This is a genomic window from Phenylobacterium sp. (assembly GCF_036963605.1).
GTDB lineage: Bacteria > Pseudomonadota > Alphaproteobacteria > Caulobacterales > Caulobacteraceae > Phenylobacterium.
This window is the reverse complement of record NZ_JBALUY010000036.1, coordinates 1-23,298: the sequence shown is the minus strand read 5'-3', so window position 1 is coordinate 23,298 and position 23,298 is coordinate 1. Positions and strand designations below refer to the sequence as shown.

25 protein-coding genes are annotated in these 23,298 nt (G+C 67.6%); 6 read left to right on the top strand and 19 right to left on the bottom strand.

Annotation, left to right across the window (positions count from 1 at the left end):
• Positions 1-20 precede the first annotated feature (20 nt).
• On the top strand, positions 21-932 hold the full coding sequence (locus V7702_RS08715) for a ribokinase (protein WP_335649726.1): 912 nt from the start codon (positions 21-23) through the stop codon (positions 930-932).
• On the opposite strand, the gene V7702_RS08710 is transcribed toward V7702_RS08715, so the two are convergent.
• Genes V7702_RS08710 through V7702_RS08695 form a run of 4 tightly spaced genes read right to left on the bottom strand, consistent with a single transcriptional unit; the run spans position 929 to position 5,060 of the window.
• Complete coding sequence (locus tag V7702_RS08710; RefSeq protein ID WP_335649725.1) at positions 929-1,900, bottom strand: helix-turn-helix domain-containing protein; 972 nt, start codon at positions 1,898-1,900, stop codon at positions 929-931. The genes V7702_RS08715 and V7702_RS08710 overlap by 4 nt on opposite strands.
• 9 nt (positions 1,901-1,909) lie before the next feature.
• Positions 1,910-3,001, bottom strand: a complete 1,092-nt coding sequence (locus tag V7702_RS08705; protein WP_335649724.1) for an acetamidase/formamidase family protein — start codon at positions 2,999-3,001, stop codon at positions 1,910-1,912.
• A gap of 26 nt (positions 3,002-3,027) precedes the next feature.
• The gene (gene ygiD / locus V7702_RS08700; protein WP_335649723.1) at positions 3,028-3,843 is read right to left on the bottom strand and encodes a 4,5-DOPA dioxygenase extradiol; all 816 of its coding nucleotides are present in this window, start codon (positions 3,841-3,843) and stop codon (positions 3,028-3,030) included.
• The gene (locus tag V7702_RS08695; protein ID WP_335649722.1) at positions 3,840-5,060 is read right to left on the bottom strand and encodes an aromatic ring-hydroxylating oxygenase subunit alpha; all 1,221 of its coding nucleotides are present in this window, start codon (positions 5,058-5,060) and stop codon (positions 3,840-3,842) included. Before V7702_RS08695 ends, ygiD begins: the two co-directional genes overlap by 4 nt.
• A 264-nt stretch (positions 5,061-5,324) precedes the next feature.
• On the opposite strand from V7702_RS08695, the gene V7702_RS08690 reads away from it, so the two are divergent.
• Both V7702_RS08690 and V7702_RS08685 read left to right on the top strand, forming a co-directional pair.
• A complete protein-coding gene (locus V7702_RS08690; protein WP_335649721.1) occupies positions 5,325-6,179 on the top strand; it encodes a TauD/TfdA dioxygenase family protein in 855 nt (284 codons plus the stop codon).
• Position 6,180: 1 nt separating this feature from the next.
• Positions 6,181-7,014, top strand: a complete 834-nt coding sequence (locus V7702_RS08685) for an oxidoreductase (protein ID WP_335649720.1) — start codon at positions 6,181-6,183, stop codon at positions 7,012-7,014.
• A gap of 73 nt (positions 7,015-7,087) precedes the next feature.
• Here the strand turns inward: V7702_RS08685 and V7702_RS08680 are convergent, their stop codons facing one another.
• The gene (locus V7702_RS08680; RefSeq protein ID WP_335649719.1) at positions 7,088-7,855 is read right to left on the bottom strand and encodes a GNAT family N-acetyltransferase; all 768 of its coding nucleotides are present in this window, start codon (positions 7,853-7,855) and stop codon (positions 7,088-7,090) included.
• A gap of 133 nt (positions 7,856-7,988) precedes the next feature.
• Here V7702_RS08680 and V7702_RS08675 point away from each other — a divergent pair, with 133 nt between their 5' ends.
• A complete protein-coding gene (locus tag V7702_RS08675; RefSeq protein WP_335649718.1) occupies positions 7,989-8,954 on the top strand; it encodes a DUF4238 domain-containing protein in 966 nt (321 codons plus the stop codon).
• Between the two features lie 10 nt (positions 8,955-8,964).
• Here the strand turns inward: V7702_RS08675 and V7702_RS08670 are convergent, their stop codons facing one another.
• The 9 genes from V7702_RS08670 to V7702_RS08630 form a co-directional block, all read right to left on the bottom strand.
• Entirely contained in the window at positions 8,965-9,777 is an 813-nt protein-coding gene (locus tag V7702_RS08670) for a TauD/TfdA dioxygenase family protein (protein ID WP_335649717.1), read from the bottom strand.
• Between the two features lie 14 nt (positions 9,778-9,791).
• Positions 9,792-10,310, bottom strand: coding sequence for a flavin reductase family protein (locus V7702_RS08665; RefSeq protein ID WP_335649716.1), 519 nt, complete (start codon positions 10,308-10,310; stop codon positions 9,792-9,794).
• Positions 10,310-11,692: a peptidase M20 gene (locus V7702_RS08660; RefSeq protein WP_335649715.1), complete on the bottom strand. Its 1,383-nt coding sequence runs from the start codon at positions 11,690-11,692 to the stop codon at positions 10,310-10,312. The genes V7702_RS08665 and V7702_RS08660 overlap by 1 nt, the downstream gene beginning before the upstream one ends.
• Positions 11,692-12,354 (bottom strand): cysteine hydrolase family protein, encoded by a 663-nt coding sequence (locus V7702_RS08655; RefSeq protein ID WP_335649714.1) that lies wholly within the window; start codon positions 12,352-12,354, stop codon positions 11,692-11,694. Before V7702_RS08655 ends, V7702_RS08660 begins: the two co-directional genes overlap by 1 nt.
• The gene (locus V7702_RS08650) at positions 12,351-13,415 is read right to left on the bottom strand and encodes an LLM class flavin-dependent oxidoreductase (RefSeq protein ID WP_335649713.1); all 1,065 of its coding nucleotides are present in this window, start codon (positions 13,413-13,415) and stop codon (positions 12,351-12,353) included. Before V7702_RS08650 ends, V7702_RS08655 begins: the two co-directional genes overlap by 4 nt.
• 10 nt (positions 13,416-13,425) lie before the next feature.
• The gene (locus tag V7702_RS08645) at positions 13,426-14,736 is read right to left on the bottom strand and encodes an MFS transporter (protein ID WP_335649712.1); all 1,311 of its coding nucleotides are present in this window, start codon (positions 14,734-14,736) and stop codon (positions 13,426-13,428) included.
• 172 nt (positions 14,737-14,908) lie between these two features.
• Complete coding sequence (locus V7702_RS08640; protein WP_335649711.1) at positions 14,909-17,293, bottom strand: TonB-dependent siderophore receptor; 2,385 nt, start codon at positions 17,291-17,293, stop codon at positions 14,909-14,911.
• Between the two features lie 217 nt (positions 17,294-17,510).
• Entirely contained in the window at positions 17,511-18,263 is a 753-nt protein-coding gene (locus tag V7702_RS08635; protein WP_335649710.1) for a GntR family transcriptional regulator, read from the bottom strand.
• A 119-nt stretch (positions 18,264-18,382) separates the two neighbouring features.
• Positions 18,383-18,970 carry a malonic semialdehyde reductase gene (locus V7702_RS08630; protein WP_335649709.1) on the bottom strand — a complete coding sequence of 196 codons (588 nt, stop codon included), beginning with the start codon at positions 18,968-18,970 and terminating at the stop codon, positions 18,383-18,385.
• 242 nt (positions 18,971-19,212) lie between these two features.
• Here V7702_RS08630 and V7702_RS08625 point away from each other — a divergent pair, with 242 nt between their 5' ends.
• The gene (locus V7702_RS08625) at positions 19,213-19,704 is read left to right on the top strand and encodes a VOC family protein (RefSeq protein ID WP_335649708.1); all 492 of its coding nucleotides are present in this window, start codon (positions 19,213-19,215) and stop codon (positions 19,702-19,704) included.
• 18 nt (positions 19,705-19,722) lie between these two features.
• Here the strand turns inward: V7702_RS08625 and V7702_RS08620 are convergent, their stop codons facing one another.
• The 3 genes from V7702_RS08620 to V7702_RS08610 form a co-directional block, all read right to left on the bottom strand.
• The gene (locus tag V7702_RS08620; protein ID WP_335649707.1) at positions 19,723-19,890 is read right to left on the bottom strand and encodes a hypothetical protein; all 168 of its coding nucleotides are present in this window, start codon (positions 19,888-19,890) and stop codon (positions 19,723-19,725) included.
• Between the two features lie 67 nt (positions 19,891-19,957).
• On the bottom strand, positions 19,958-20,200 hold the full coding sequence (locus tag V7702_RS08615) for a hypothetical protein (protein ID WP_335649706.1): 243 nt from the start codon (positions 20,198-20,200) through the stop codon (positions 19,958-19,960).
• 73 nt (positions 20,201-20,273) lie between these two features.
• Positions 20,274-20,765, bottom strand: coding sequence for a hypothetical protein (locus V7702_RS08610; RefSeq protein WP_335649705.1), 492 nt, complete (start codon positions 20,763-20,765; stop codon positions 20,274-20,276).
• Between the two features lie 137 nt (positions 20,766-20,902).
• Here V7702_RS08610 and V7702_RS08605 point away from each other — a divergent pair, with 137 nt between their 5' ends.
• Positions 20,903-21,691, top strand: coding sequence for a M48 family metallopeptidase (locus V7702_RS08605; RefSeq protein ID WP_335649704.1), 789 nt, complete (start codon positions 20,903-20,905; stop codon positions 21,689-21,691).
• Between the two features lie 3 nt (positions 21,692-21,694).
• Here V7702_RS08605 and V7702_RS08600 read toward each other — a convergent pair whose 3' ends face one another.
• Positions 21,695-22,462: an SDR family oxidoreductase gene (locus tag V7702_RS08600; protein WP_335649703.1), complete on the bottom strand. Its 768-nt coding sequence runs from the start codon at positions 22,460-22,462 to the stop codon at positions 21,695-21,697.
• A gap of 35 nt (positions 22,463-22,497) precedes the next feature.
• On the bottom strand, positions 22,498-23,298 hold an 801-nt coding region (locus V7702_RS08595), incomplete at its 5' end, for an SDR family NAD(P)-dependent oxidoreductase (RefSeq protein WP_335649702.1).

Sequence of the window (23,298 nt, the reverse complement as noted above, 5' to 3'; positions counted from 1 at the left end):
CACTGGCGAGGAGTCGTCCCATGAGCGTCTGCGTCCTGGGCGGCGTCAATCTGGACCATGTGGCGCAGGTCGCCGAACTGCCCCGTCCCGGCGAGACCGTCGCCAGCCGAAGTCTCGCCCAGTTTCCTGGCGGCAAGGGCGCCAACCAGGCCGTGGCCGCCGCTCGGCTGGGGGCGAAGGTCCGCCTGCTGGGCGCCGTGGGTCAGGACGGGGCCGGCGGCGTCATGCTGAACTTCCTTGGCGGCGCCGGCGTGGATGTGGCCGGCGTACGGCGTGAGGCGGACGCCTCGACCGGGCAGGCCTTCATCACGGTCGATGACGCCGCGCGGAACATGATCGTCGTGGCCGCGGGCGCCAACGCCCTCTATGGCGCAGAGGCGGCGAGCGCTGCTGACCTCGGCGGGGCCGGCGTGATCCTCACCCAGTTCGAGGCGACCCTGGCGGCCATCGAGACGATCTTCACCCGCCCCGAGGCGGCCGGCGCGCTCAAGATCCTCAACACCGCCCCGGCCCTGTCAGACGGCGCGCCGCTGCTCGCCCTGGCCGACATCCTCATCCTCAATGAGACGGAGCTGGCGAGCTTTGCGGGTCTGGACGCCGAACCTGCCGATCCTGAGGCCGCCATCGCCGCGGCGCGGTCCCTCGCCAGGCCCGGCCAGGCCGTCCTCGCCACCCTGGGGGCTGCGGGCGCAGTGGCGGTGCGTGGGGATGAGGTGTTCCGCGTCGCGGGCCTGCGCCAGCAGGCGGTGGACACCACCGGCGCCGGCGACTGCTTCTGCGGCGCCCTCGCCGCTGGCCTGGACCGGGGTATGACGCTGCCGGCCGCCATGGCCTTCGCCAACGCTGCGGCGGCGTTGTCGGTCACCCGGGCCGGCGCGGCGGCCTCCATGCCCCTGGCCGCCGAGGTCGAGGCGCTGCTGGCGAGCGCCTAGGCGCTCAGGTCTGCGGCGGCCTCACCGATAGCGGCGCGGCGGTACTCCCGGGGGGACTGCCCATAAGCGCTGCGGAAGGCCCGGCTGAAATGGGCCGAGCCGTTGAACCCCCAGCGGAAGCAGATTTCCGAGATCGAGAGCTGGGCGCAGGCGGGACTGGCGAGGTCGGCCCGGCAGCGCTCCAGCCGCCGGCCGCGCACATAGCCGGTAAAGCTCTGCCTCTGGCCGGCGAACAGCTTCTGCAGATAGCGGGGCGAGACCCCGTCCTCGTCGGCCACCCGGCGCAGGGTGAGTTCGGGTTCGGCCAGCAGGACCTCGATGGTCTGGCGGACTCGGTGCATCTGCACCGCCCGCGCGCCCTCCGCCCCGCCCCGCGCGGCCGCTCCGCCATCCTGGGCCAGGCAGGCCACCAGGAATTCGGTGAGCGCCAGTTCGACGGGACGTAGCTGGTCCGAGGTTAGCTCATCCAGAGATTCAGCTGTCGCCCGTAACAGGCCTGAAAAGACGTGATTAATCCCCTGCCCTGCCGCCAGATGCCCAAGCCGCAGGGCCGAGGGGGCCAGCAGCCGGTGGTCCAGGGCCACCCGCGGCGCGGTGATGAACAGCAGGCGAAACCGGCTTTCCAGGCGCAGGCCGGCGGCGTGGCCGGTCGGGCCATAGACGATGTCGCCGGCCGCCATGGGAATCTCGCGCGCGCCATCCAGCAGGGTCGCCTCCCCCTCCAGCAGGACCGCCATCCAGATGGCGGCGGGCTGGTGGGGATTGCGGCCGGAAATCTCCTGCGGCGTGGAGGCCACCACCGAAAACTCCACCCCCATGGGCGAGGTCAGGCTGGAGACCTGGGCGTGGAAGGCGCCCTCCGTCGGCAGGTCACCCACCGGCAGGCGCAGCCGCTCCATGGCCTCGCGCCAGGCGTCCCGGCGCTCCGGCTTCAGATAGGTGTCGGTGGTGAACTGCCAGGCCTTCAAGGTCCCGCCCTAGCTAGGATCCTTCATCGAACCCTTGGCCGGGAAGATGCCGCGGGGGATGCGCACATGGATGCCCTGGGTGCCGTCCACCACCTGGGTGATGGAGAAGTCGGCGGCCACGCTCATCAGGGAATAGGCGTCGTTGCGCGACAGGCCCTGCTGCTCGGTGAGCAGGCCCAGCATGTCGAGGGAGGCGTTCTTCATCGCCCGGTTAAGATCGGGGTCGAACCCATGGACAATCCACCAGTTCGGCGTCTCGAGCAGGGGCGACGGGAAGGTGAAGTCCTTGCGCAGGACGATCTGCATCAGCACGTTCAGCGAGGCCTCGATGGCCGTGCCGCTGATCTCGCCGTCGCCCTGGCTGACATGGGGATCGCCGATGGAGAACAGGGCGCCGTCCACCTGCACCGGATAGTACATGGTCGCGCCCGCGCCGATGCGCCAGTTGTCGATATTGCCCCCGTGTAGGCCCGGCGGAATGGTGCTGACCCGGCCGTTGACGTTCGGCGCGACGCCGGCCGTGCCCAGGTGCGGCCGCACCGGCACCCGCACCCCGGGCAGCGCGCCCTGGCGGTCGCAGACCGGGCAGTTGGTGATGGTCCCCGGCGTCAGATACTTACCGGGAAAGTCATAGGCGTAGAGGGCGCTGGCGGTCTGGGCGTTGGCGTCCAGCTCATAGATGGTCACCCGCTCCTTCTGGTCGAACTCGTCATAGAGGTGGCCCCAGTTGGCGGCGAGATTGGAGCCGTAGTTGCAGCGCGGGACCATGCGCAGATAGCGCACCTCCAGCATGTCGCCAGGCTCGGCGCCCTCCACATGGATGGGGCCGGTCATGATGTGGACGCCGGGATTGCGGTCGGCCTCGGGGATTTCGCGGAAGATGGCGGTGACCGCCTCGTCCATCATCAGCTCGGGATCATCGCCGGCATGGTGGGTGATGGCCTCGGCCTGCACCAGGTCGCCGCTCTTGATCTTCAGGGCCGGGCCGCGGGCGGGATCGAAATAGCCCCAGTGCACGGTCTTGGACGTGGCGTTCAGGGTGTGCAGGGCGCCCGGCAGGGTGTCGGCCCGGGTCTCGGTCGGCTCGCAGATGAAGGCCATGGGGACGTCCTTGGGAAAGCTGGAAATCAGGCGGCCTGGGCGGCCGGGCGGCTGTCGAGCATCACCGTGGTCATGCTGAGCGAGCCGTGCTCGATGTGGTCGGGGCCGAAGACGGCGCGGTCGCCGGGCAGCCGGGCGCCGAGCGCATAGAGCAGCGGCCAGTAATGATCCGGCGTCGGCACCGAGCGGCTGGCCGCCTCGCCGAAGGCCTCATAGGCCACCGCGGCCTGCGGCTCGTCATTGGCGATGGCCGCCTTGATGTGATCGTTGAAGGCCGCGGCCCAGTCGAAGGCCGGGCGATGGCGGGCGCCCCAGTCCATGGCCGGCAGATTGTGGACGATGTTGCCCGTGGCGACGATCAGCACGCCCTCGTCGCGCAAGGGGGCGATCTTGCGGCCCATCTCGTAGTGCCAGGCCGGCGGCTTGCTGGCGTCCATGGACAGCTGGACCACCGGCACGTCGGCCTTGGGATAGGCCTTGCACAGCACCGACCAGGTCCCGTGGTCCAGGCCCCAGGCCTCGTCCTGCGCCACGGGCAGAGGCGCCAGCAGCTCGGCCACGCGGCGCGCCAGGGCCGGATCGCCAGGCGCGGGGTACTGGACGTTGAACAGGGCCTGCGGGAAGGACGCGCCGAAGTCGTGGATGGTCCGCGGCTGGGCCATGGCGGTGACGCCCACCCCGCGGGTCAGCCAGTGGGCCGAGACGCAGAGGATGGCCCTGGGCTTGCCGATGGACTCCCCGATGGCGCCCCAGGCTGCGGTGGTGTCGTTGGTCTCGATGGCGATCATCGGACTGCCGTGGCCGAAGAAGACCACCGGCAGGCGTTCGGCCGGCCCGCTCATGCCGGGACCCCGACGGGGGCTGCGGCCGGCGCGCCGGCGTCGGCGGCCATCGCCTTCCAGGTCTGCTGATAGCGCGGCGTCAGCCACCGGTTGAAGGCGATCTGCGCGCCCTCCTGCCAGGAATAGCGACCGCGGATGGCGAAGCGCGAGCGCAATCCCGCCTGCACCAGGCCGTCCACATGCAGATCCTGGGAGATGATGGCGCCGGCCGCAGCCATGTTCATGGCCAGCTTGTGCTCGAACGCCGGGTCCTCCATGGCGCCGGGCGCAAACAACAGGCCGGTGTCCATCTCGTGGGTCTCGGCCCCATCGGCCCGGACGATCAGATAGATCACCATGTCGCTGGTCACCACCAGGGACAGGGTCGGCGGGATGTTGGCGAAGGTCATCCGGTTGCGGTCCACATCCGTCAGCTTGGGGAAGACCGGCAGCAGGGCCTTTTGCGTCACGTTGAAGCTGGCGTCGGGGTGCAGGGTGCCGTTGAAGCGCAGGTAGCCGGCTGCGCCCTCCGGCGGATCGGGGAAGACCGACTGGGCGCTGGGGACGAAGTCGTGCAGCGGCCCCTGGTGCAGGCGGCTGGCGTGGTAGCCGTCATTGTTGTTCTCGAACATCACCTTCCAGTTCCAGGGGAACTTGGCCGGCGGGTCAGGGCGCGGCCCCTCGGCGTTGGCCAGGTCGTAGCCGGCCAGCGCGGCCTCGATCTCGGTCAGGCGCGGCGCCAGCGGGGCGGCGTCCAGATCGAAATTGATGAAGACGAAGCCCAGCCACACCTCGACCTTGAACCTGGGCAGGGCGATCTTGGTCTTGTCGAAGCCGCAGGTCTGCTCCATGGCCGGCGCATTCACCAGCTTGCCGTCCAGGCCATAGGTCCAGTGGTGGTAGGGGCAGACGAAGCCGCGGGTGTTGCCGTGGCCCTCGGCCACCAGCATGGCCCGGTGCTGGCAGACCGAACTCATGGCCACCAGCTCGTCCTGGCGGGTGCGGGCGACCACCACGGGCTCGCCGATGATCGAGGTGGTGAAGTAGTCGCCGGCCTCCTTCACCCACGACTCGCGGCCCACGCAGAGCCATTCGTGATTGAACACCGCCTCCTTCTCGAACTCGTAGAAGCCGGCGTCGACGTAGCAGGCCGGCGGCAGGGTCTCGGCGGTCTCAAACCCCTCCATGGAGGTGGTCAGCCCATCGAAGAAGGCGTCGTTCAAGAGGTGCGCGCGCATGCTTTAGGACCCTCGGCTTCCGGTTCGGTCGAGGCCTTGACGGTAGGCGCCAGCGTGGGGCCGGTCTTGCACCAGCGCGCACGAGAACTTGGCCGGCGCACAGCCAAAGCGCCTGATCGCCTCCTTTGCAGGCGGCGGTGATCAGGGGCTGATCAGCCGCCCGACCCCCTGCTCGGGCGCTGGCAAGCAAATGTGCGCGGATGGACAAGACCGCCGCGCCCCTGCCCGGCTAAGGTCGTTCCCACACAGCCGGAGCCAGCGCCGATGACCACCGCCGTCCAACTCAAGACCCGCGAGCTGAAGCCCGGCTTCGGCGCCGAGATCCTCGATGTGGACCTCGCCAGGGCCGACGCCGACACCCTGGCCGGCGTCGTCGACACCTTCCACCGGCACGGCGCCATCCTGCTGCGCGGCCAGGACATGACGCCCGCCCAGCTGGTGGATTTCGTGGCCCTGTTCGGCGAGCCCGAAGACCACACCCAGAAGCAGTTCACCCTGCCCGGCCACCCCAAGGTGTTCGTCCTGTCCAACCGCGAGGTGGATGGCAAACCCATCGGCGCGCACAATGACGGCGTCGGCTGGCACACCGACTATTCCTACAAGGCCCAGCCGGTCATGTGCACCATGCTCTATGCCGTCGAGGTGCCCGACGAGGGCTCCGACACCCTGCTGGCCGATGGCTGCGCGGCCTGGAATGCGCTTTCGCCGGAACGCCAGAAGGAGCTCGACGGCCTTCGCCTGCACCACTCCTACCAGCACTTCATGGCCACCCGGGAGTTCGGCCGCCAGGAGCTGTCGGAAGAGCTCAAGCGCGACAACCCCGACGTGGAGCATCCCCTGATCCGCACCCACCCGGCCGATGGCCGCAAGGCGCTCTGGCCGTCCACCGGCACGGTGACCGAGGTGGTGGGGATGGAGAACCCCAAGGGTCTGGAGCTGGTGGACGAGTTGGTGGAATTCATGACCAGCGAGCCCTTCGTCTTCCGCCACAAGTGGCAGGTGGGCGACATCCTGATGTGGGACAACCGCTGCACCCTGCACACCGGCACCCTCTACGACGACACCAAGTACTTCCGGACCATGCACCGCCTGTGGGCCAAGGGCGACGCGCCCTACTGACATGACGCGCACCTGGTTCATCACCGGCGTCAGCGGCGGCCTCGGCCGCGCGCTCGCCCTCGCCGCGCTGGAGGCCGGCGACATCGTGGCCGGCACCGTCCGCAAAGGCCCCGACCGCGACGCCTTCGCAGGCCTCGGCCCCAAGGCCCACGGCTACGTCGCCGACGTCACCGATGAGGCCGCCGTGGCTGCGGCCATCGCAGGCGCTGAGGCGCTGGCCGGCGGCATCGACATCCTGGTCAACAACGCCGGCTACGGCCTGACCGGCGCCGTGGAGGAAACGAGCCTCCATGAGGCCCGCGCCCAGTTCGAGGCCAATGTCTTCGGCCCCCTGGCCGTGCTGCGCTCAGCCCTGCCCGGCATGCGCGCCCGCCGCTCAGGCCATGTGATCAACATCACCTCGGTCAGCGGCCTGGCCGCCTGGTCGGGGACGGGGATCTACTGCGCCAGCAAGTTCGCCCTGGAAGGCCTGGGCGAGGCCCTGGCCCAGGAGGTGGCGCCCTTAGGCATCAAGGTCACCAATGTGGCGCCCGGCGGCCTGCGCACCGACTATGCCGGCCGCTCGCTGACCCGCGCCAGCGACGTCATCGACGACTATGCCGACACCGCCCACATGGCGCCGAAGCTGCTGGCGCAATACGCCGGCCAGGAAAGCGGCGACCCGACGAGGGCCGCGGCCGCCATCCTGAAGATCGCAGGCGCAGATGACGCGCCCCTGCACCTGCTGCTGGGCGAAGACGCCCTGCACTACGCCATGCGCAAGATGGGCCAGATGACCACCGAGATCGGCGACTGGGCCGGCCTCTCCACCAGCATCGGCTTCCCCAAGACCTGACGGGCCATCCCCTTGACCGTCAGCCCCTCCCCGCCGCGGCCGCCGCCGGCTGCGGCGGGGGGTTCGAACCTCCTCAGCCTTCGCTCGCCGGCGCCTCAAGCACCCAGCCCTGGACCGTGGTCAGCGGCGCGAAGCCGAGCCTTTCCAGGATCGGCCGGCTGGTCTCCAGCGCCTCGGTGATCACATAGCCGTAGCCCCGGGCGGCCGCCTCCCGCGCCCGGCTTTGCACCAGGGCGCCATAGAGGCCGCGCCCGCGATAGGCCGGCGCCACCCCGCCCGTATAGAGGCCGGCGAAGCTGCGGCCCGGCGGCATCTCCAGCCGGCCCGCCGCCACAGGAACGCCGTCCACATAGGCCACATGCGCTGAGGCCACCCCTGCGCCAATGTCAGCCAGCAGCAGCGCCGCATCGTGGCCGAACGGGTGGCCGAAAGCCGCCTCGACGGCCCTCAGGAAATCGTCCACATCCCCAGCCGTCGTCACCGTCCGGATCGACAGGCCCGGGTCCGCGCGCCCAAGCAGGCTCTCATCCAGCGCGCGAACCAGCAGGGTCTCCTCAGGCTCGGAGACAAAGCCGTGGCGCTCCAGAATGCGCGGCAGGTCCCCTGGCCGGTCATGCCCGTGAACCTTCCACTCCAGCACCCCACCGGTCGCGCGCATATGAGCGACCTCGGCGCCCACCTGAGCCTCCGCATCGGCCTCCGAAAGGTCCGAATAGACGATGCAGTTGTAGGGCTCGCTGAGCCGCACCAGGCCGCCAACCCGGGTCGCTTCCAGCCCTTGAGTCAACGGCGGGTCCCGCCGCATCTCGGCGTCATAGCGCGCCAGAAGATCGGTCAGCATATGAAGCCGCTCCAGCGCGCGACGTAGGGATAGGTGCATCAATATTCCTGAGCCGTGGTTCAAGGAAGACAAAACGCTCTCATAGCTGCTTCACGGCTTCGAGTTCAGATTCAAATGGCCCATATTCCAGTCTATGATTGCCAGACGTCATCGCTACGTTCCCCGCTGTTACCTCAAAGGGTTCGCTGACGACCGGGATAGCCCGCAGGTATACGTTGTAGACTTGCGGCGTTTGGCTGCCTTTCCCTCCAGCACCAGGAACGTGGCCCAGGAGCGCGACTTTCACTCCCTAGCCGACACTGATGTCGAGGCCGATGCGCTGGAAAAGGCCTTCTCCGTCTTCGAAAGCGATGTCAGCTGCGCCCTAGAACGATGCGTCGCCACAGGGACATTCGAAGACGGGAGCGACCGCCATTACATTCTCAACCTGATCGCTTTGATCGCCGTGAAGAACCCTCGAGTACGCGCCAACGCAGACCGGTTCCGCAAACGGATCATGAAGAGGGCGATCGATTTAGCAATCTCGTCGCCTGAGATTTGGGAACGTCAGATGAGGGAGGCCAAGGCGTCGGGCTTCGTCAATCCCAGTGCAGACACTGATTTCAAGAAGATGCGCGCTTTTGTGGAGCAAGGGTACGACATCATCATCTCGCCCGCAGACCACTTGATCACAGAGATGGATATCTTCGAAGAGGTTCTGCCGCTATTTTTTGAGCGCGCCTGGACGGTGCTGCGCGCACCGCATGGGACAGCCGGCTTCATAACTAGTGACCAGCCTGTTTACCTAATGTGGTCCGATCCTCCAGCACTCGGCCACAAACGTCCTCCTCCGGGCTTTGGCCGTCGCGGCACCATGGTCCTCTTTCCCCTTGCGCCCAGCATGGCGCTAGTCGGGACCTTCGAAGGGACTGACAGAGTAGTCTACGCTACTGACAGCCAGATCGCCGACTTCAATTTTGCGATGATCGAGAATGCGCGTCGTCAAATTTACGCTAAAAACGCCGACTTCCTCTACAGGCTCGAAGACGATGCGCAAGCCCGCAATGGGCAACTACTGAGCGATATTGAGATACTACGCAAGAAGGCAGACAAGCTCTAGTCGAAGCCCCTCAAAACGGCTTATCCCCCGCCACCGTCACCCGGAACCCTGACCGCGTATCCGGGAAGTAGTCCCAGATGGCCTGGTGCCAGGTGCAGCGGTTGTCCCAGAAGGCGACCGAGTTGGCGCGCCAGCGGAAGCGGACCTGGTAGTTGGGGTTCATGCAGTGGACGTAGAGGAAGTTCAGGATGGCCGCGCTCTCGTCCTCGGGCATGCCCTCGATGTGGGTGGTGTAGGACGGGTTGACGAAGATCAGCTTCTTGCCCGTCACCGGATGGGTGCGGACCACCGGATGGACCGAGCGGTTGTACTTCCGGTCCAGGTCCGGGAAGAGCTTCTGATAGACCGGGTTGGCGTCGTGGACGGCCCGCAGCCCCTCCAGATAGGCCTTCATGCGGTCCGACAGGGTGTCGTAGGCCGCGTACATCGAGGCGAAGACGGTATCGCCGCCGCTCTCTGGCACGACTGGCATGTAGAGGATCGAGCCCAGGGGCGGCGCGGGATCGCAGGTCAGGTCGGAGTGCCAGTTCTCGCCGGCCACGAACTTGGAGTCGCCGTCGGCATGGATGGCGACGATCTCCGGATGGCCCTCGATGCCGGGGATGGCCGAGTGGATGGCCAGTTCGCCGAACAGCCGGCCGACCGCCTTGTGGGCGTCGTGGTCCATCTCCTGGTCGCGGAAGAACAGCACCTGATGATTGGCCAGGGCCTCGCGCAGCTCGGCGGTCTGTCGGTTGCTGAGCGGCTTGCCGAGATCGAGCCCGAACACCTCGGCGCCGATCCGGCGGGTCATCGGCTTCACGTCCAGAACTTCGTAGCCCATGGTCTTTGACCTTCTTAGTCCTCGGAGCCCAGGAAGCGGCCCTGGCAGTAGATGAGGGGATCGCCAGGGGTCGCCTCGATGTTCAGGCCCCGGCCGATCAGGATGTCGTGGTCGCCGGCCGCGTGCAGCGAGTGCAGCCGGCAGTCGATGCTGGCCAGGGCGCCGGCGATCTGCGGCGCCCCCAGCGTGCCCGGCGTGATCTCCACCTCGGCGAAGCGGTCGGTGGCGCCAGGGCCGGCGAACAGGCGGGCCAGATCCCCCTGCTCGGCCGACAGGATGTTGATGCAGAAATGGCCTGACCGGCGGACGGCGGCCCGGGTGCGGCTCTTGTGGTCCAGGCAGACCAGCAGCAGCGGCGGATCCAGCGACACCGAGGAGAAGGCGCTGACCGTGGTGCCCACGGGGCGGCCCTCCTCGTCCGTCGTGGTGACGATGACCACGCCGCTGGCGAAGCTGCCCATGGTGTTGCGCCAGACCTTCGGGTCCAGGGGCTGGGAGACTTCCAGATCGCCGTACACAGACGTCCCCCCCATCAGTCGTTCCCGAACGGGTTGTCGCCATAGACCGGCGCGCGGCGGCTCGCAGCCTCGCCGGTCTCGGCCCGGCCGCAGACGGCCAACGCGGTGAGCGCATAGACCAGCGCGCTATCGGTGAGGTCCTTCGGGCTCGGCCGCCAGCGCTTGAAGCCGGTGGTGATGGCCGGGATGCGGTGCATGTTGAAGACGTTCTGGTCGCGCCACATGCTGGAATAGACCGGCGCGGCCCGCTGGACCGGACGGCCCAGCGACAGGCGGGTGGCGGCGTCCACCGCGCCCACCAGGGGGGCGACCTCGCCCGCGTCGGCCTCGAAGCCGTGGCGGACCACCATGGGCTCGATCTCCACCTCGCCCAGGCCTGCGGCGCGGGCCATGCGCTCGAGCGAATGCTGCACCTCGGCGATCTTCTGGCGGGGGTTCAGGCCCACCTCCAGATAGAGGTTCACCAGCTCGGTCCCGGCGCCGAAGGCGTAGGGAATGCCGCCCCGCACCGCGGCGATCTGGGCCTTGGGCAGGGCCACGCCGCCGGCGCTTTCATAGGCGCTGTCGGCCTCGTACTGGCGGCTCCACTGGTGGATGGCGTCGGTCAGCGCGCCCAGGCGATAGATCGGATTGGGGTGGTCGACGGACTTTTCCGGCTGGGCCAGCAGCGGGGTGAAGACGCCTTCCCCCCACAGCCGGATGCGGAACACCGCATAGCCGCAGCCGACCCAGGTGAGGCCGAAGTCGCAGCCCTCGGCGGCGATGGCGTAGTCCGGCGCGACGCCGCCGTGGTGGAACAGGTAGTGGGCGCCGATATCCTTGCCCAGATAGTTGACGCCCTTGTGCTCCTCGATGGGCTCGGGGCCGATCTCGCCGGGGCAGGCGGTCAGATAGAGCTTGCCGGCCAGGTCGTAGCCGGCGGTCTTCAGGGCCTTGGCCGCGATCAGGAAGCAGCTCATCGGCCCCCGGTCGTTGGCGATGGGATAGCCATAGAGGACCCCGTCCTCCAGCCAGCACTTCTCCCACTCCGGATTGTCCAGGGTCTCGGCGCGGTACTTGTAGGCGTCGAGGTCGGCGTTCCAGGTGGGGGCCTCGGTGTCCAGGTGGGCGGTGAACAGCAGGTTCTTGCCGTCGCCGGATCCGCCATAGGTCCCGATGATGTTGTTGCGTTCCGGCGTGGCGCCGACCCGGCGGGGGTCGAAGCCCTCCGTCTTCATCCAGTCGTGGACGAATTCGCCGGCGGCGAACTCGTGGCCGGCCGGGCTGGGGATATTGCCGAGCGCCAGGGCCAGTTCGACGATCTCGGTCTCATTGATCGCCGCGGCGATGGCGGCGCGATCGGCGTCGGTGACGGCGTAGGGCGCCTGGGCGCCGGGCAGTTGAAATCCATCGGCCATTACGCGGCCTCCTCCCAGGCGGTGATCACCTGGTCGGTGTCGACCAGGATTGCGCAGTTGAGTTCCAGGGCCTTCAGCGACGCCTCGTGCACCTCGGCCTCGTAGGCGGCGCAGGCGTCAGACGCGACGAAGACGTGATAGTCCAGGTGGAAGGCGTCGCGGACCGTGCAGTCCACGCAGCATTCGGTGGTCAGGCCCGCCACCACCAGGGTGTCGACGCCCAGGCCCTTCAGCACCGCATCGAGCGGCGCGTCGTGGAAGCCGGAATAACGGGCCTTCTCCACCACCCGTTCGCCGGGCTGCGGCTTGGGGCCATACCAGTCCGAGCCCACCTCGCCGGCCCGGCAGAGGCCGGAATCTGAGCCCGGGTCGCCGCCCCGACGGCGCATTCGCTCGCGCCACGAGAAGGAGTCGGTCTCCGGCCGGGTGAAGAGCCCGACAAAGACCACCGGCGCCCCCACCTTGCGGGCCGCCGCCGCCAGGGCCTCGGCCTTGGCAAGGGCCGGCGGCACGGTGGACAGATCCACGCCCCATTGGCCCAGACGGCCCTCGGGCGCGGCGAAGTCCACCTGCATGTCGATGATCACCAGGGCCGTGCGGGCCGGCGTGATCCAGGCCGCCAGGCCATCAGAAGCCGGCGCGGGCGAGGCTTGCGCGCTCATGCGAAAGCCGAACGCAGGCCCGGCAGGATTTCCGCGCCAAACATCTTCAGGCCTTCCACATAGTCGGGGAAGATCAGCATCAGCCCGTCGAGCTGGGCGAACTCCACATATTCCTGGACCTGCTCGGCGCAGGTGGCCGGCGAACCCACGGCCGTGTGGGTCATGAAGGCGCCCTGCTGCTTGGCCACCACATCCAGCTTGTCGGCGGGCACACCCCAGCTGCGCAGCATCTCCAGGATCGCGCCCATGTCGGTCCCGGTCTTGTAGTGCTCGACCAGGGCCTCGGCTTTCGCGTCGGTTTCCCCGTGAACGATGGTGCACATGGCGTAGGTCTTGATCGACTTGCCGAGCTCCTCGGCGACCTTCTTGGCGCGCAAGCTGTTGTCCCGGCGCTCTTCCGGCGTGCGGCCGCCGATGAAGCAGATGTCTGCCTCGCGCACCGAGAACTGGAATCCGCGGTCGGACTGGCCGGCGCAGATCAGGTCCGGCCGCGGCCGTGACAGCGGCTTGGGGTTGGACTGGGCGTCCTTCATGGTGAAGAACTTGCCCGCGTGATTGACGCTGTCCTCGCTCCAGAGGCGCTTGATGACGGCGGTCCACTCCTCGGTCAGGGCGTAGCGCGCCTCGTGATCGAGGCTGTCGTCCCACATGCCCATCTGGTCGAACTCGGCGCGATAGGCGCCGGCGACGATGTTGAGGCCCGCCCGGCCGCCGCTGATGTGGTCGAGCGTGGTCATCATCTTGGCCGTCACGGCCGGGTTCTGCAGCAGCGGATGGACCGTGGCCCAGATCTTCACATTCTTGGTGGCCTCGGCGATGCCGGCCATCATGGTCACCGACTCCAGGGACGAGCCCCAGTGGTCGGTCGTGCCGCCGAATCCGCGCCACTTGCCCATGGACATGACGAAGTCCATGCCGACCTCGTCGGCGGTGATGGCCGCGGCCCGGTTCTGGGTCCAGAGGTCGTCCAGGGGCGGCGAGGTCTCCGAGATGATCCAGCCGCCGTTGGCGACCGGCAGGAAGACGCCGAATTCCTTACTTGAGGAAGGCTTTTGATACATGGGAAACGCCTCAGACTGGATCATTGACTAGGCCGGCTGGCGGCGCGGCCGGGGCCTCGGCTTCCGACTTCAGCTGCGGCGGACGCATGAAGAGGGAGGCCACGAAGACCACGGCGGCGACGACGCCGAACAGCTGGAAGGTGGGCGAGAAGCTGCCGAGAAGATCGCGGAGCGAACCGCCGATCAGCGGGCCAAGCGCCGAGACAGCGCCGGCCAGGCAGACCGTGGAGAAGATCTCCAGATTGTTCTTCCGGCCATAATAGTTGAGCAGGAGGATGGTCACGGCGAGCGCCGTCAGCCCAAAGCCTGCGCCGGTGCCGATGGCGTAGACGAACATCAGCAGGGTGCTGTCGGCGACACTGAGGGCGAGCGAGCCGACGCCGAGCGAGCCTACAGCGAACATGAGCAGCCACTTGGGGTCGATGCGGTCGCCGATGAAACCGCCGCCGAGGCGGGCGGCCGTGGCCATCAGGCCTTCGACGCTGAGCATGCCTGCGGCCACGCCCGCGGCCACGCCACGCTCAGTGAGGTGGGCCACCGAGAGGCTCGAAACCGTCACGCCGCTCAGCAGATGAACGCAGTAGGCCGACGCCAGGATATAGAACTGCGGCGTGCCCATGGCTTGGCGAAGCGTCCAGTCCTGTACGGTCCGGTAGACCGCCAGGGGCGCCGGCGACGCCGTGGCCGCGGCGGCCTCAGCGTCGGCTTTCACCGCGATGTCGATCTTCTCGGACGACGCCTTAAGCCAGGCGCTGTTGGGGATCAGCATGGCGCAGATCACGCCGATGCCGAGGGCCGCCACAGCCTGCAACGCCCAGAAGGGTCGCCACTCGCCGCCGGTCACCGACATCACGCCGAGCGCCATCATCGGACCGGCCACGCCGCCCAGCCCACCCAGGGTGAAATAGAGGCCGAAGGCCATGGCTCGCTTCTGGAAAACCGCGGCCAGGACGTGGGTGCCGGGGATCAGAGCCATCAGCTGATAGGCCACGCCGCAGAGCGCCGTGCCCAGGAAGTAGACCCACACGCTCTGGGTCAGGTAGAGGCAGACAAAGCCCAGGGCCATCACCGCCGTCCCCAGCAGCAGGGCGGCGCGGACGCCGAAGCGCCGGATCACCATGGGCGGGAACCAGGCCGAGCCGCCGCAGCAGGCGCCCAGCAGGGTGAAGCCCAGGCCGGCCTGCGCCCAGCTCCATTCCTGTTCGGCGACCATGGCCGGAAGCACCACCCCCAGCGACGAGAAGGTCGCCGCGGAGATCAGAAACAGGAGCAGGCTGAAGACGCCCAGTAAAACCCAGGGTCGCCATTCGGATCGGGGCATAACATGCCTCCACTTTGGATCCCCGGCCGATCCGGGCGGAGCGCCAGGACCGTGCATGAGGGGCCACCTTCAAATGTTGTGGCGTGACGGACGCTTCAACCGGCGTCGTTCGAAGCTGTCACGCCCTGGGGCGTCATCCGCCGGGGCCCGGGGGCCCCGGCGGACGCGAAGATCAGAACGAGCGCTTCAGGGTCAGCCGCCACTCGCGCCCCTTGCCCGGAAGGGCGGCCAGATTGGCGTAGGAGTCGGCGGCCGGCGTGAAGAACAGCTCGTCGAAGACGTTATCGACATTCACCGAGGCCTGGAACGGGCCGCGACGATAGAACATCGACAGGTTGGCCGTAGTGTATTCCGGGTAGGTGATCGGGTTCTCCACAGTCTGCGAGGTCTCGCTCACATAGGTGGCCCCGAAGACGCCACCCACCTGGCCCCAGCCGTACTCGTCGCTGGTGTAGCTGCCGTAGAGGCTGGCCACGGTGCGGGGGATCAGGGTGTAGGCGTAGTCGCCGCCCCGGCCGGGCAGGTCCGAGAAGGCCCAGACAACATAGGTGCCGCCGAAGGCGTCCACCGGATCCACGCCGGTCACATAGTAGGGGATGTAGGCGAAGCTGGCGTCCGGCCCCTTGATCGTCGTTCGCTGGTTGTTGCCGGCGAAGGTGAAGGAGAGGTTCTCAGTGGCCAGGTAGCGCACCTCGACCTCCACGCCCTTGGAACGGCTGCCCCGGACGGTCGGGTTGGGGCCGCCAGTCAACTGGGTGCGGTTCTGGCGATAACCTGCGATCGACCCCACCAGGGTGCCCTGCAGCAGCTGGAACTTCACCCCGGCCTCGGCGAGATCGGAGTCCGACAGCCACGCGTCGCTCTCCACCAGGGACGGCGAGATGTCACCGGCCTGGCTCATCTCCAGGGCCGATGACTCGGCGTAGGTAATGTAGGGCATCAGGCCGAAGTCGAACTGGTAGGTGGCCGAAACGGTGTAGGTCCCCTTGCCTTGGCTGTCTTCGAACTTGCCGGCCGGCTGGTAGCTGACCAGGCCGGTATCCTCGGACTCCACCTCGTAGTTGTCGTAGCGGCCGCCCAGCATCAGGTTGAGCCGCTCGCCGATGAAGATATCGGAGGTGACGAAAACGCCCGCCTGGCTCCAGGTGGTGCTGTTGTCATTCTCCCACTGGAGGCCATAGGTCTCCGGCGAGAAGGGGTCGTCGATGATGTCGGTGGGCGTGGCGCCAAAGGCGATGTCGCGCCGGTCCAGGGCGATCAGGCCGGAGTTGAAGCTCTCCCGCCGCCGGCCATCGAACGCCCGGTACGAGGCGCCGACGAAGGATTTCGACGTCACCATGCCCACATCGTAGTCGAAATCGTAGGTCACCCGGGCTTCGCCGACCTGGGAGTCGAACAGGGCCGGATAGCCGTAGGACACGAAGCGCTTGTTCTTAAGCTCGTCGTAGAAGAGCTGGAACTTGAGGGCCGAGCCGTTGTCGAAGTCCTTGATCAGGTCGACATAGCCCGTGCGGGTCCAGGTGTTCGAGAAGTCGGCGTCGCTGATATACACCGTCCGCGGATCGAGCTTGGTCGTGCCGACTCCGGTGTCCAGGGTGTGCTTGGCGTCGCTCTCCGGGAAGCCGTAATAGGCCAGGTACATCGCCGAGGCGTAGGGATAGAAGCCGATCTCGTTGGGCGTCAGCTTGCCGTCGCCATTGGCGTCGCTGAGGCTCGTATCCCGGCCGGTGATATAGGTCTGATTGTCGATCAGGTCCTGGGTGAGCCGGTTCCAGCCGGGCGTCTGCACATCGCCATCGGAGTGGAAGGCCATGCCGCCGAAGGCCGTGCGCCAGCCGCCGCCCAGCTCGAAATCCACCGAGGCCTGGATGATCTCCCGACGCGGCGAGACGCCCCGATAGAAGCTGTCGGAGTTCTCCGCCTGGGCATAGAGGCTGAGCCCGCCCTCCGTCGTCCCGAAGTTCAGCGGAATGGCGATCTGGCCGGAGATTTCCTTGCGGGCGTAGGAGCCGACGGTGACGTCGGCCTCGCCGGAGACCTCGGAGATGTACTCGCCTTCCATCCGGCCCGACTTGGGCACGAAGTTGAGCATGCCGCCCACCTTGCCCGCGCCGTAGATCGGCGTCGGCGGACCGCGCACGATCTCGATCTGAGCCGCATTGGCGATCGGCGTCGAATAGGTGCCGCGGTTCTCGATCCGCTTGAAGCCGCGGAAGTAGTTCTCCGCCAGCGTGCCGCGGATATTGAGCGCGCCGGCTACGCCATAGAAGCTGGCCGTATAGGTGCCCGGTGAAATCGACGTCAGGTCGTCGATGGATTCGATACCATAGCGCTCCAGAGTCACATCGCTTGCGAAGCTCGCCGAACGCGGCGTTTCGATCAGCGCCTTGTCCAGGCCAAAGACGCTGTCGCTGGGGTCCTTCTCCAGAAGACCCGTCTTGTCGCGGGCTGTCACCACCACTTCGTCGATCATATCGGTCTGGGCCCAGGTCGCGCCCGGGGTCGCCATCAGCGCGGACAGGGAGGCGCCCGCAACCAAAAGAAGTCTCTTAGACATATCGCCCTCATCCGAGGTCGCGGACCCTCCGCCGGGTGGCGGTTATCCCCGCGTCCGCGCGCCTCTTGAAGACAGGTTCTCGCGAGACCGGGGCGAGGTCAAAAATGTCCCGTGACATTTCAGATGGAATTTCAGCGGCGCCCGTCCGGCGTTCAGATTTTGCAGTGCGGCGCCCAGATGCGGGTCAGGCGGCAAACGCCGCTCAACCAGAAGGCGCTCAGCCCAGGTCCGGGCTCGCCGAATGCGCGTCTTCCTCACCCCAGTTGGTGAGCGAGCGCTTCACCGTCTTGGGCATGGTGCCCAGAACCAGAATCATCGCCGCCCGGGCGCCTTCGGCGTCGCGGTCGGCGATCCGGTGAGCCACGGCCCGGTGCTGGCAGATATCGGCCAGACGTTCCTCCTGCGTGGTGGCGCCCATCGAATAGACCCAGAAGCGGGCCGCCTTGTGCTGCAGGGGGATCAGAATGCGAGCCAGGGCGGCGTTGCGGCTGGCCCGGGCGATCAGGGCATGGAACCGCTGGTCCATGGCGATCAGGGCCCTGCGGTCCTGCTCCCTGTCGGCGCGCTCGGCGTCGTCGAAGGTCGAGGCGATCAGCGCAATCTCTTCGGCCGTGGCGTTTTTCGCCGCCATCGCCGCACAGTGCGGCTCGATGAGCGCGCGCGCCTCATAACCCTCGCGCAGATCCACCAGGTCCAGGGGTGAGACCGTCGTCCCGGCTCGGGACCTGCGAACCACCATGCCCTCAAGCGCCAGGCGCCCGAGGGCGTCTCGAACACCCGCCAGCCCCGTGCTGTAGCGCCGCGTCAGGGCCTGTTCGTCCAGGCGCGCGCCGGGGGGGAGGTCCCCCAGAATAATATCGAGGAGAATCTGTTCATAGGCGCGAGCCTTCTGCAGCTCAGGCGACCATTCCCCGCTGGCGGCGATGATGCCGCCCGTGCCCGGGTCTCTGCCTGCCGCTTCAGGATTCACGTTCAAACTCCGCAACACGCCTTGTCCTTCCTCCAGCGCCAGCCTCTCCAGAGCCGGTAACCCTGCTGGTCTAGTCTGAAATTTCAGACCGGGCCAGCATGGGAGGTCGGTCATCTCACCTAGAGAATCTGGCAGGCCTCGTCGAAGTCGAGCCGCGGATTGCGCGGATAGACCCCCTCGGGACGCCCCTGCCCCAGGGCCACCAGGAAGTTGGACCGCCAGGACGTGCCGCTGAAAAAGGCTTCATCCACACCGGCCTTGTCGAAGCCGGACATCGGGCCGCAGTCGAGCCCCAGGCTGCGGGCGGCCATGATCAGATAGGCGCCCTGCAGGCTGGAATTGCGAAACGCGGTTTCCAGCTGGACCGCCGGGTCGCTGAACCAGTGCTTGGCCGTCAGGTCGTGGGGAAAGAGCTTGGGCAGCTGTTCGGCGAAGTCCAGGTCATAGGCGACGACCACGCAGACCGGCGCGGCCATGGCCTTGGCCCGGTTGGAGCTGGACAGGTGCGGGGCGAGCTTCTCCTTGGCCTGTTCCGACTGGACGAAGACAAAGCGCCCGGGGCTGCAATTGGCTGAGGTCGGCGCCCATTTCAGCAGGTCGTAGAGCCGATGGAGGGTCGCCTCAGAGACAGGCGTGTCGGCCCAGGCGTTCTGGGTGCGGGCCTGGCGAAACAGCTGGTCGAGGGCGGGGTCGGCTAGGTCCGGCACGGGAACTCCTGGCGGCGTCTGATGGGAAACTCGAGGTATACACTGGAGGCGTGGCGGGCGCCGTGACCAGTCCTTTTGCACATTTCCAGTAAAATTTCAGAATGCCGCCCATCCTCTGGGCGACGCGCGGCCAGGCAAGCGCTCGTGCGCGGATGGGCAAGAACCGCGGCCCCTCGCCCCCTAGGGTCGCATCAGACCGGCGCCCGACGAGCCGCCGGCCTTGTATGAAAAGAGGAGTTCCCGTGGGCTATCCCAACACCCTGATCTTTGTCGACCTGGCCGCAGATGATCCCGCCGCCGCTGGCGCCTTCTATGCCGAGGTGTTCGGCTGGCAGAACGACGCCCGGCCCGAAGGCCTCTACCACCGGATGGTCCCGGGCGGCCAGTTTCGCAATCCGGACGGGTCCGACAGTCAGATCGGCAATCTGCACCTGGGTATCTTCAAGACGGCCAACGCACGCCCCCACCCTGAGCCCGAGGGCGTGGCGCCCCGCGAAGCCAGCCTCGAAGGCCGCAAACCCCGGATCTGGGTGCTGATCAGCGACGATGACACGCCAGAGCGCATCCTCGGCGAAGCCGAAAAGCGCGGAGCGGCCATCCTGTGGCGCAATCACTACTGGTCGGAGTTCAACGGCTATAACCACGCCTTCCGCGACCCCTGGGGCAACGAAATCGTCCTGTGGGGCAAGGCTGGGCCGGACCCGGTGATCCCGGCCGACTACACCCGCGAATAGGATCGGCCGCGGGCGGGCCTAGCGATCCTGCCCGCGGGTCAGAAATTTCCAGCCGCCGGTGACGAAGAAGCCGACCAGGCAGATGACGAACAGCGCCCAGGCGATGATCCGCACCGCCTCGATCAGAAAGCCGATGATCGCGGCGGCGATCATGACCAGAAGGAAGATGCCGGCCCATTTCAACATGTGTCGTCTCCAAGCTTGAGCTTGAGAACGCGACGATGCCTCGAGCCGTTCCCCTTGGATCGCGCTCTTAGTCCTGGGTCTGGCGCCAGGCCACGAACTCCGGCCCAGTGATCAGGCCGTCCGCATCGGTGTCGGCCTTGTCGAACTCGGCCGCGGGCAGCTTGTAGGCCGTCCACTCCTGGCGGCTGATGCGGTCATCCTTGTTGGTGTCGGCCGGGTGGACGAACCGGCCCTCCGCGGCCTGGGCTGCCGCCACGACCGCCAGAGCGGAAACGAGGCCAAGGGCGATCAAGGTCGTTGGGCGGGCCATGGGAGCTCTCCGATATGGTCAGGACGTCCGACCTCCCATAGGCCGATGGCGGAAATAGGCCGACAGGCTGCGCTTAGTGAAGGGTCACCCGGGTATGGACGCCCGGTCCGGGGGGAAATGGCGCATCGAATAGCCGGGCCGGCATGTCCAGGCCCTCGTGGCTCAGCACCATGTTCAGCGCCCGGGCGAAGATGGCCACCGGTTCCGGCTGCATCACCAGAGGGGTCAGAAGCGCCCGGGCCGTGGCCATATCCACCCGCGACACCCCACAAGCTACGATCAGCCGCTGCTCGTCCTGGGCGTAGCCAGCGCAGGGGCCGCAGCGGATCTCGACCGGGCGGCGCGTCTGCCGCTCCAGGCTTTCCATCATGGCCACGAAGATCGCGCCGGCCCGATCGCTCACCTGCTCAGCCATGAGTTGCCGCACGCTGGCCTGGGGCGCCTCCCCCGCCAGCCGCGTCCCCGCCCAGAGGCGCAATCCTGCCAGCAGCACCTGCTCGCCCCGCGTCAGCCCCAAGGGACCGCTATCGCTCAGTTGGGCGAGCGCGGACGCATCATCGGCCATGGCGAGTCTCCATTTATTGCGACTAGTTCTTAATAGCGATAACCCTCCCTGCGTCGGGCGTCAAACGGCAAGAGGGGACTTCTTCGCGATTGGCGCGTTCCTGAGCTAATGTGAAGCTGTCCAACGGGAGACCGCCCATGCCTGCCGCAAATTTCCGCGCCCTGCGCCCCTTCCGGGCCCTGGCCCTGGTCGGCGCCCTGATGGTCCCGGCGGGCCTGACCGCCTGCAGTTACAACGAAAGCCTCGGCCGCCAGCAGGTGCTGCTGGTCGATCCCAGTGCGCTCTCGCAGCAAGGCGCGCAGGCCTGGTCGCAGATGAAGCAGACATCAAAGGTCTCCACCGACGCCGCGGCCAACGCCCGCCTGCGCCGCATCGGCGGCCAGATCGTCGGCGCCTCGGGCCTGGGCGGTCAGGCCTGGGAATATGCGGTCTTCGAGGACAGCTCCGTGAACGCCTTCGTCCTGCCCGGCGGCAAGGTGGGCGTCACCACGGGCATGATGAACTTCGTCGCCAATGACGACGAACTCGCCGCCGTGCTGGGCCATGAGGTGGCCCACGTCATGGCCAACCATGCCGCCGAGCGTTACTCGCAGTCGGCCCTGGCCCAGGTGGGGGCGGGCCTGGTGGGCGCCGCGACGCAGAACGCCGAGGGCGGCGTCGCCCAGGCCCTAGGCCGCTATGCCGCGCCGGCCCTGCAGGTCGCCGTCCTGATGCCCCATTCGCGGCAGCACGAACTGGAGGCCGACCGCATCGGCCTGGACCTGATGGTGCGCGCCGGATTCAGCGCCAAGCAGGGGGTGAACCTCTGGCGGCGGATGGCGGCCCGCGGCGGCGCCAGCACGCCGGCCATCCTCTCGACCCACCCCTCGGACGCCGCGCGTGTCCAGCAGCTGGACGCCTACATCGCCACGCGCGGCTATTCCTAGGTCCTAGAACTCGGCCGAACCACCGTCGCAGGGCACGACCGCGCCCGTGGTGTAGGCCGAAGCCCGGCTGCTCAGGAAGATCGCCACGCCGGCGATGTCCTCCGGCTGGCCGATGCGACCGCGAGGATTGTTCTTGGCGATCGCGTCGCCCGCCTGGGCCAGAGTCGCAGCCATCATCTTCGACGGAAAGGGTCCGGGCGCGATGGCGTTGACCAGGATGTGCTCGGGCGCCAGGCGCTTGGCCAGGTGGCGCGTCAGCATGATACAGCCGGCCTTGGAGGTGGAATAGGCGTAGGTCTCCAGGGTCGGCGGCTCGATGCCGTTGACCGAGGCGATGTTGATTACCCGGCCCGGATTCTCGGCGGTGGACGCCGCCCGCAGCAGGGGCAGCAGCTTCTGGGTGAGGAAGAAGATCGACTTCACGTTGAGGTCGACGGTCTTGTCCCAGCCGTCCTCGGGATAGTCGTCGATCGGCGCGCCCCAGGTCGCCCCGGCGTTGTTCACCAGCACGTCCAGCCGGCTTTCCCGTTCCTTGATCGCATTGGCCAGGCCCTCGATCCCTTCCATGCCGCCAAGGTCGAACGGCAGAGAGATACAGGTCCCGTATTCCGACAGCTCCTCGGCCACCCGGTCGCAGACATCGGCCTTGCGCGATGAAATGTAGACCTTGGCGCCGTTCTCCACATAGCCGCGGGCGATCATCTCGCCGATGCCGCGGCTGCCGCCGGTCACGAGGACGACCTTGCCCTCGACGCTGAACAGGTTCTTCAAAATACGCTCCTGAAAATAGCTGGATAGGAAATCGGTCAGCCGATCCGGCTGGACATGCCGCCATCCACCGGCAGCAGCACGCCGGTGATGAAGGCGCTCTCGTCGCTGGCCAGGAACAGGGCCGCATAGGCGGTGTCCCAGGCCGTGCCCATCTTGGCCCGCAGAGGCACGCGCGCGCCGCGGGCTTCGCGCACGGCCTCGACATCCTGGCCGGTGGCCTGGGCGATGCCGGCCACGGCCATGGGGGTGTCCATCAGACCGGGAAGGATGGCGTTGCAGCGCACCCCGTATTTGGCGTTGGACTGGGCGATGCTGGTGGTCAGGCGGTTCATGGCCGCCTTGGAGACCTCGTAGGCCACCTGGGTCCCTCCGGCGATCGAGGCCAGGGACGAGATATTGACGATGGCCCCGCCGCCCTGCTCCCGCATCACCGGGATGGCCGCCTTGCTGGTCAGCCAGGCGCCTTTCAGATTGACGCTCAGGATGCGGTCGAACGCGTCCTCCTCGACCTTGTGGGCCGGGCCGTCGCCGCCGCCGATCCCGACATTGTTGACCAGGATGTCGATGCGCCCGAAGGCCTCCGTCGCCTTGGCGATCACAGCCGCCGCCCCGTCGGCCTTGGCGATGTTGGCCGCGAAGGCTTCGGCCTGCCCGCCCTCGGCGGCGATCAGGCCCACCGTCTCCTGGGCGCGCTCGGCCACCCGGTCGACACAGAGGACGCGGGCGCCCTCGCGGGCGAAGAGGACCGCCATGGCCCGGCCATTGCCGATGGTCTGGCCCGGCGTCTGCCCTGCCCCGCAGATGACCGCGGTCGTGCCGTCGAGCCGGCCCATCAG

Excerpts from the sequence above, each read along its gene's own strand:
- V7702_RS08715 (WP_335649726.1), top strand. The coding sequence starts at position 21 with ATGAGCGTCTGCGTCCTGGGCGGCGTCAATCTGGACCATGTGGCGCAG.
- V7702_RS08705 (WP_335649724.1), bottom strand. The coding sequence starts at position 3,001 with ATGGCCTTCATCTGCGAGCCGACCGAGACCCGGGCCGACACCCTGCCG.
- ygiD (WP_335649723.1), bottom strand. The coding sequence starts at position 3,843 with ATGAGCGGGCCGGCCGAACGCCTGCCGGTGGTCTTCTTCGGCCACGGC.
- V7702_RS08695 (WP_335649722.1), bottom strand. The coding sequence starts at position 5,060 with ATGCGCGCGCACCTCTTGAACGACGCCTTCTTCGATGGGCTGACCACC.
- V7702_RS08690 (WP_335649721.1), top strand. The coding sequence starts at position 5,325 with ATGACCACCGCCGTCCAACTCAAGACCCGCGAGCTGAAGCCCGGCTTC.
- V7702_RS08685 (WP_335649720.1), top strand. The coding sequence starts at position 6,181 with ATGACGCGCACCTGGTTCATCACCGGCGTCAGCGGCGGCCTCGGCCGC.
- V7702_RS08680 (WP_335649719.1), bottom strand. The coding sequence starts at position 7,855 with ATGCTGACCGATCTTCTGGCGCGCTATGACGCCGAGATGCGGCGGGAC.
- V7702_RS08675 (WP_335649718.1), top strand. The coding sequence starts at position 7,989 with ATGATTGCCAGACGTCATCGCTACGTTCCCCGCTGTTACCTCAAAGGG.
- V7702_RS08670 (WP_335649717.1), bottom strand. The coding sequence starts at position 9,777 with ATGGGCTACGAAGTTCTGGACGTGAAGCCGATGACCCGCCGGATCGGC.
- V7702_RS08665 (WP_335649716.1), bottom strand. The coding sequence starts at position 10,310 with ATGGGGGGGACGTCTGTGTACGGCGATCTGGAAGTCTCCCAGCCCCTG.
- V7702_RS08660 (WP_335649715.1), bottom strand. The coding sequence starts at position 11,692 with ATGGCCGATGGATTTCAACTGCCCGGCGCCCAGGCGCCCTACGCCGTC.
- V7702_RS08655 (WP_335649714.1), bottom strand. The coding sequence starts at position 12,354 with ATGAGCGCGCAAGCCTCGCCCGCGCCGGCTTCTGATGGCCTGGCGGCC.
- V7702_RS08650 (WP_335649713.1), bottom strand. The coding sequence starts at position 13,415 with ATGTATCAAAAGCCTTCCTCAAGTAAGGAATTCGGCGTCTTCCTGCCG.
- V7702_RS08645 (WP_335649712.1), bottom strand. The coding sequence starts at position 14,736 with ATGCCCCGATCCGAATGGCGACCCTGGGTTTTACTGGGCGTCTTCAGC.
- V7702_RS08640 (WP_335649711.1), bottom strand. The coding sequence starts at position 17,293 with ATGTCTAAGAGACTTCTTTTGGTTGCGGGCGCCTCCCTGTCCGCGCTG.
- V7702_RS08620 (WP_335649707.1), bottom strand. The coding sequence starts at position 19,890 with ATGTTGAAATGGGCCGGCATCTTCCTTCTGGTCATGATCGCCGCCGCG.
- V7702_RS08615 (WP_335649706.1), bottom strand. The coding sequence starts at position 20,200 with ATGGCCCGCCCAACGACCTTGATCGCCCTTGGCCTCGTTTCCGCTCTG.
- V7702_RS08610 (WP_335649705.1), bottom strand. The coding sequence starts at position 20,765 with ATGGCCGATGATGCGTCCGCGCTCGCCCAACTGAGCGATAGCGGTCCC.
- V7702_RS08605 (WP_335649704.1), top strand. The coding sequence starts at position 20,903 with ATGCCTGCCGCAAATTTCCGCGCCCTGCGCCCCTTCCGGGCCCTGGCC.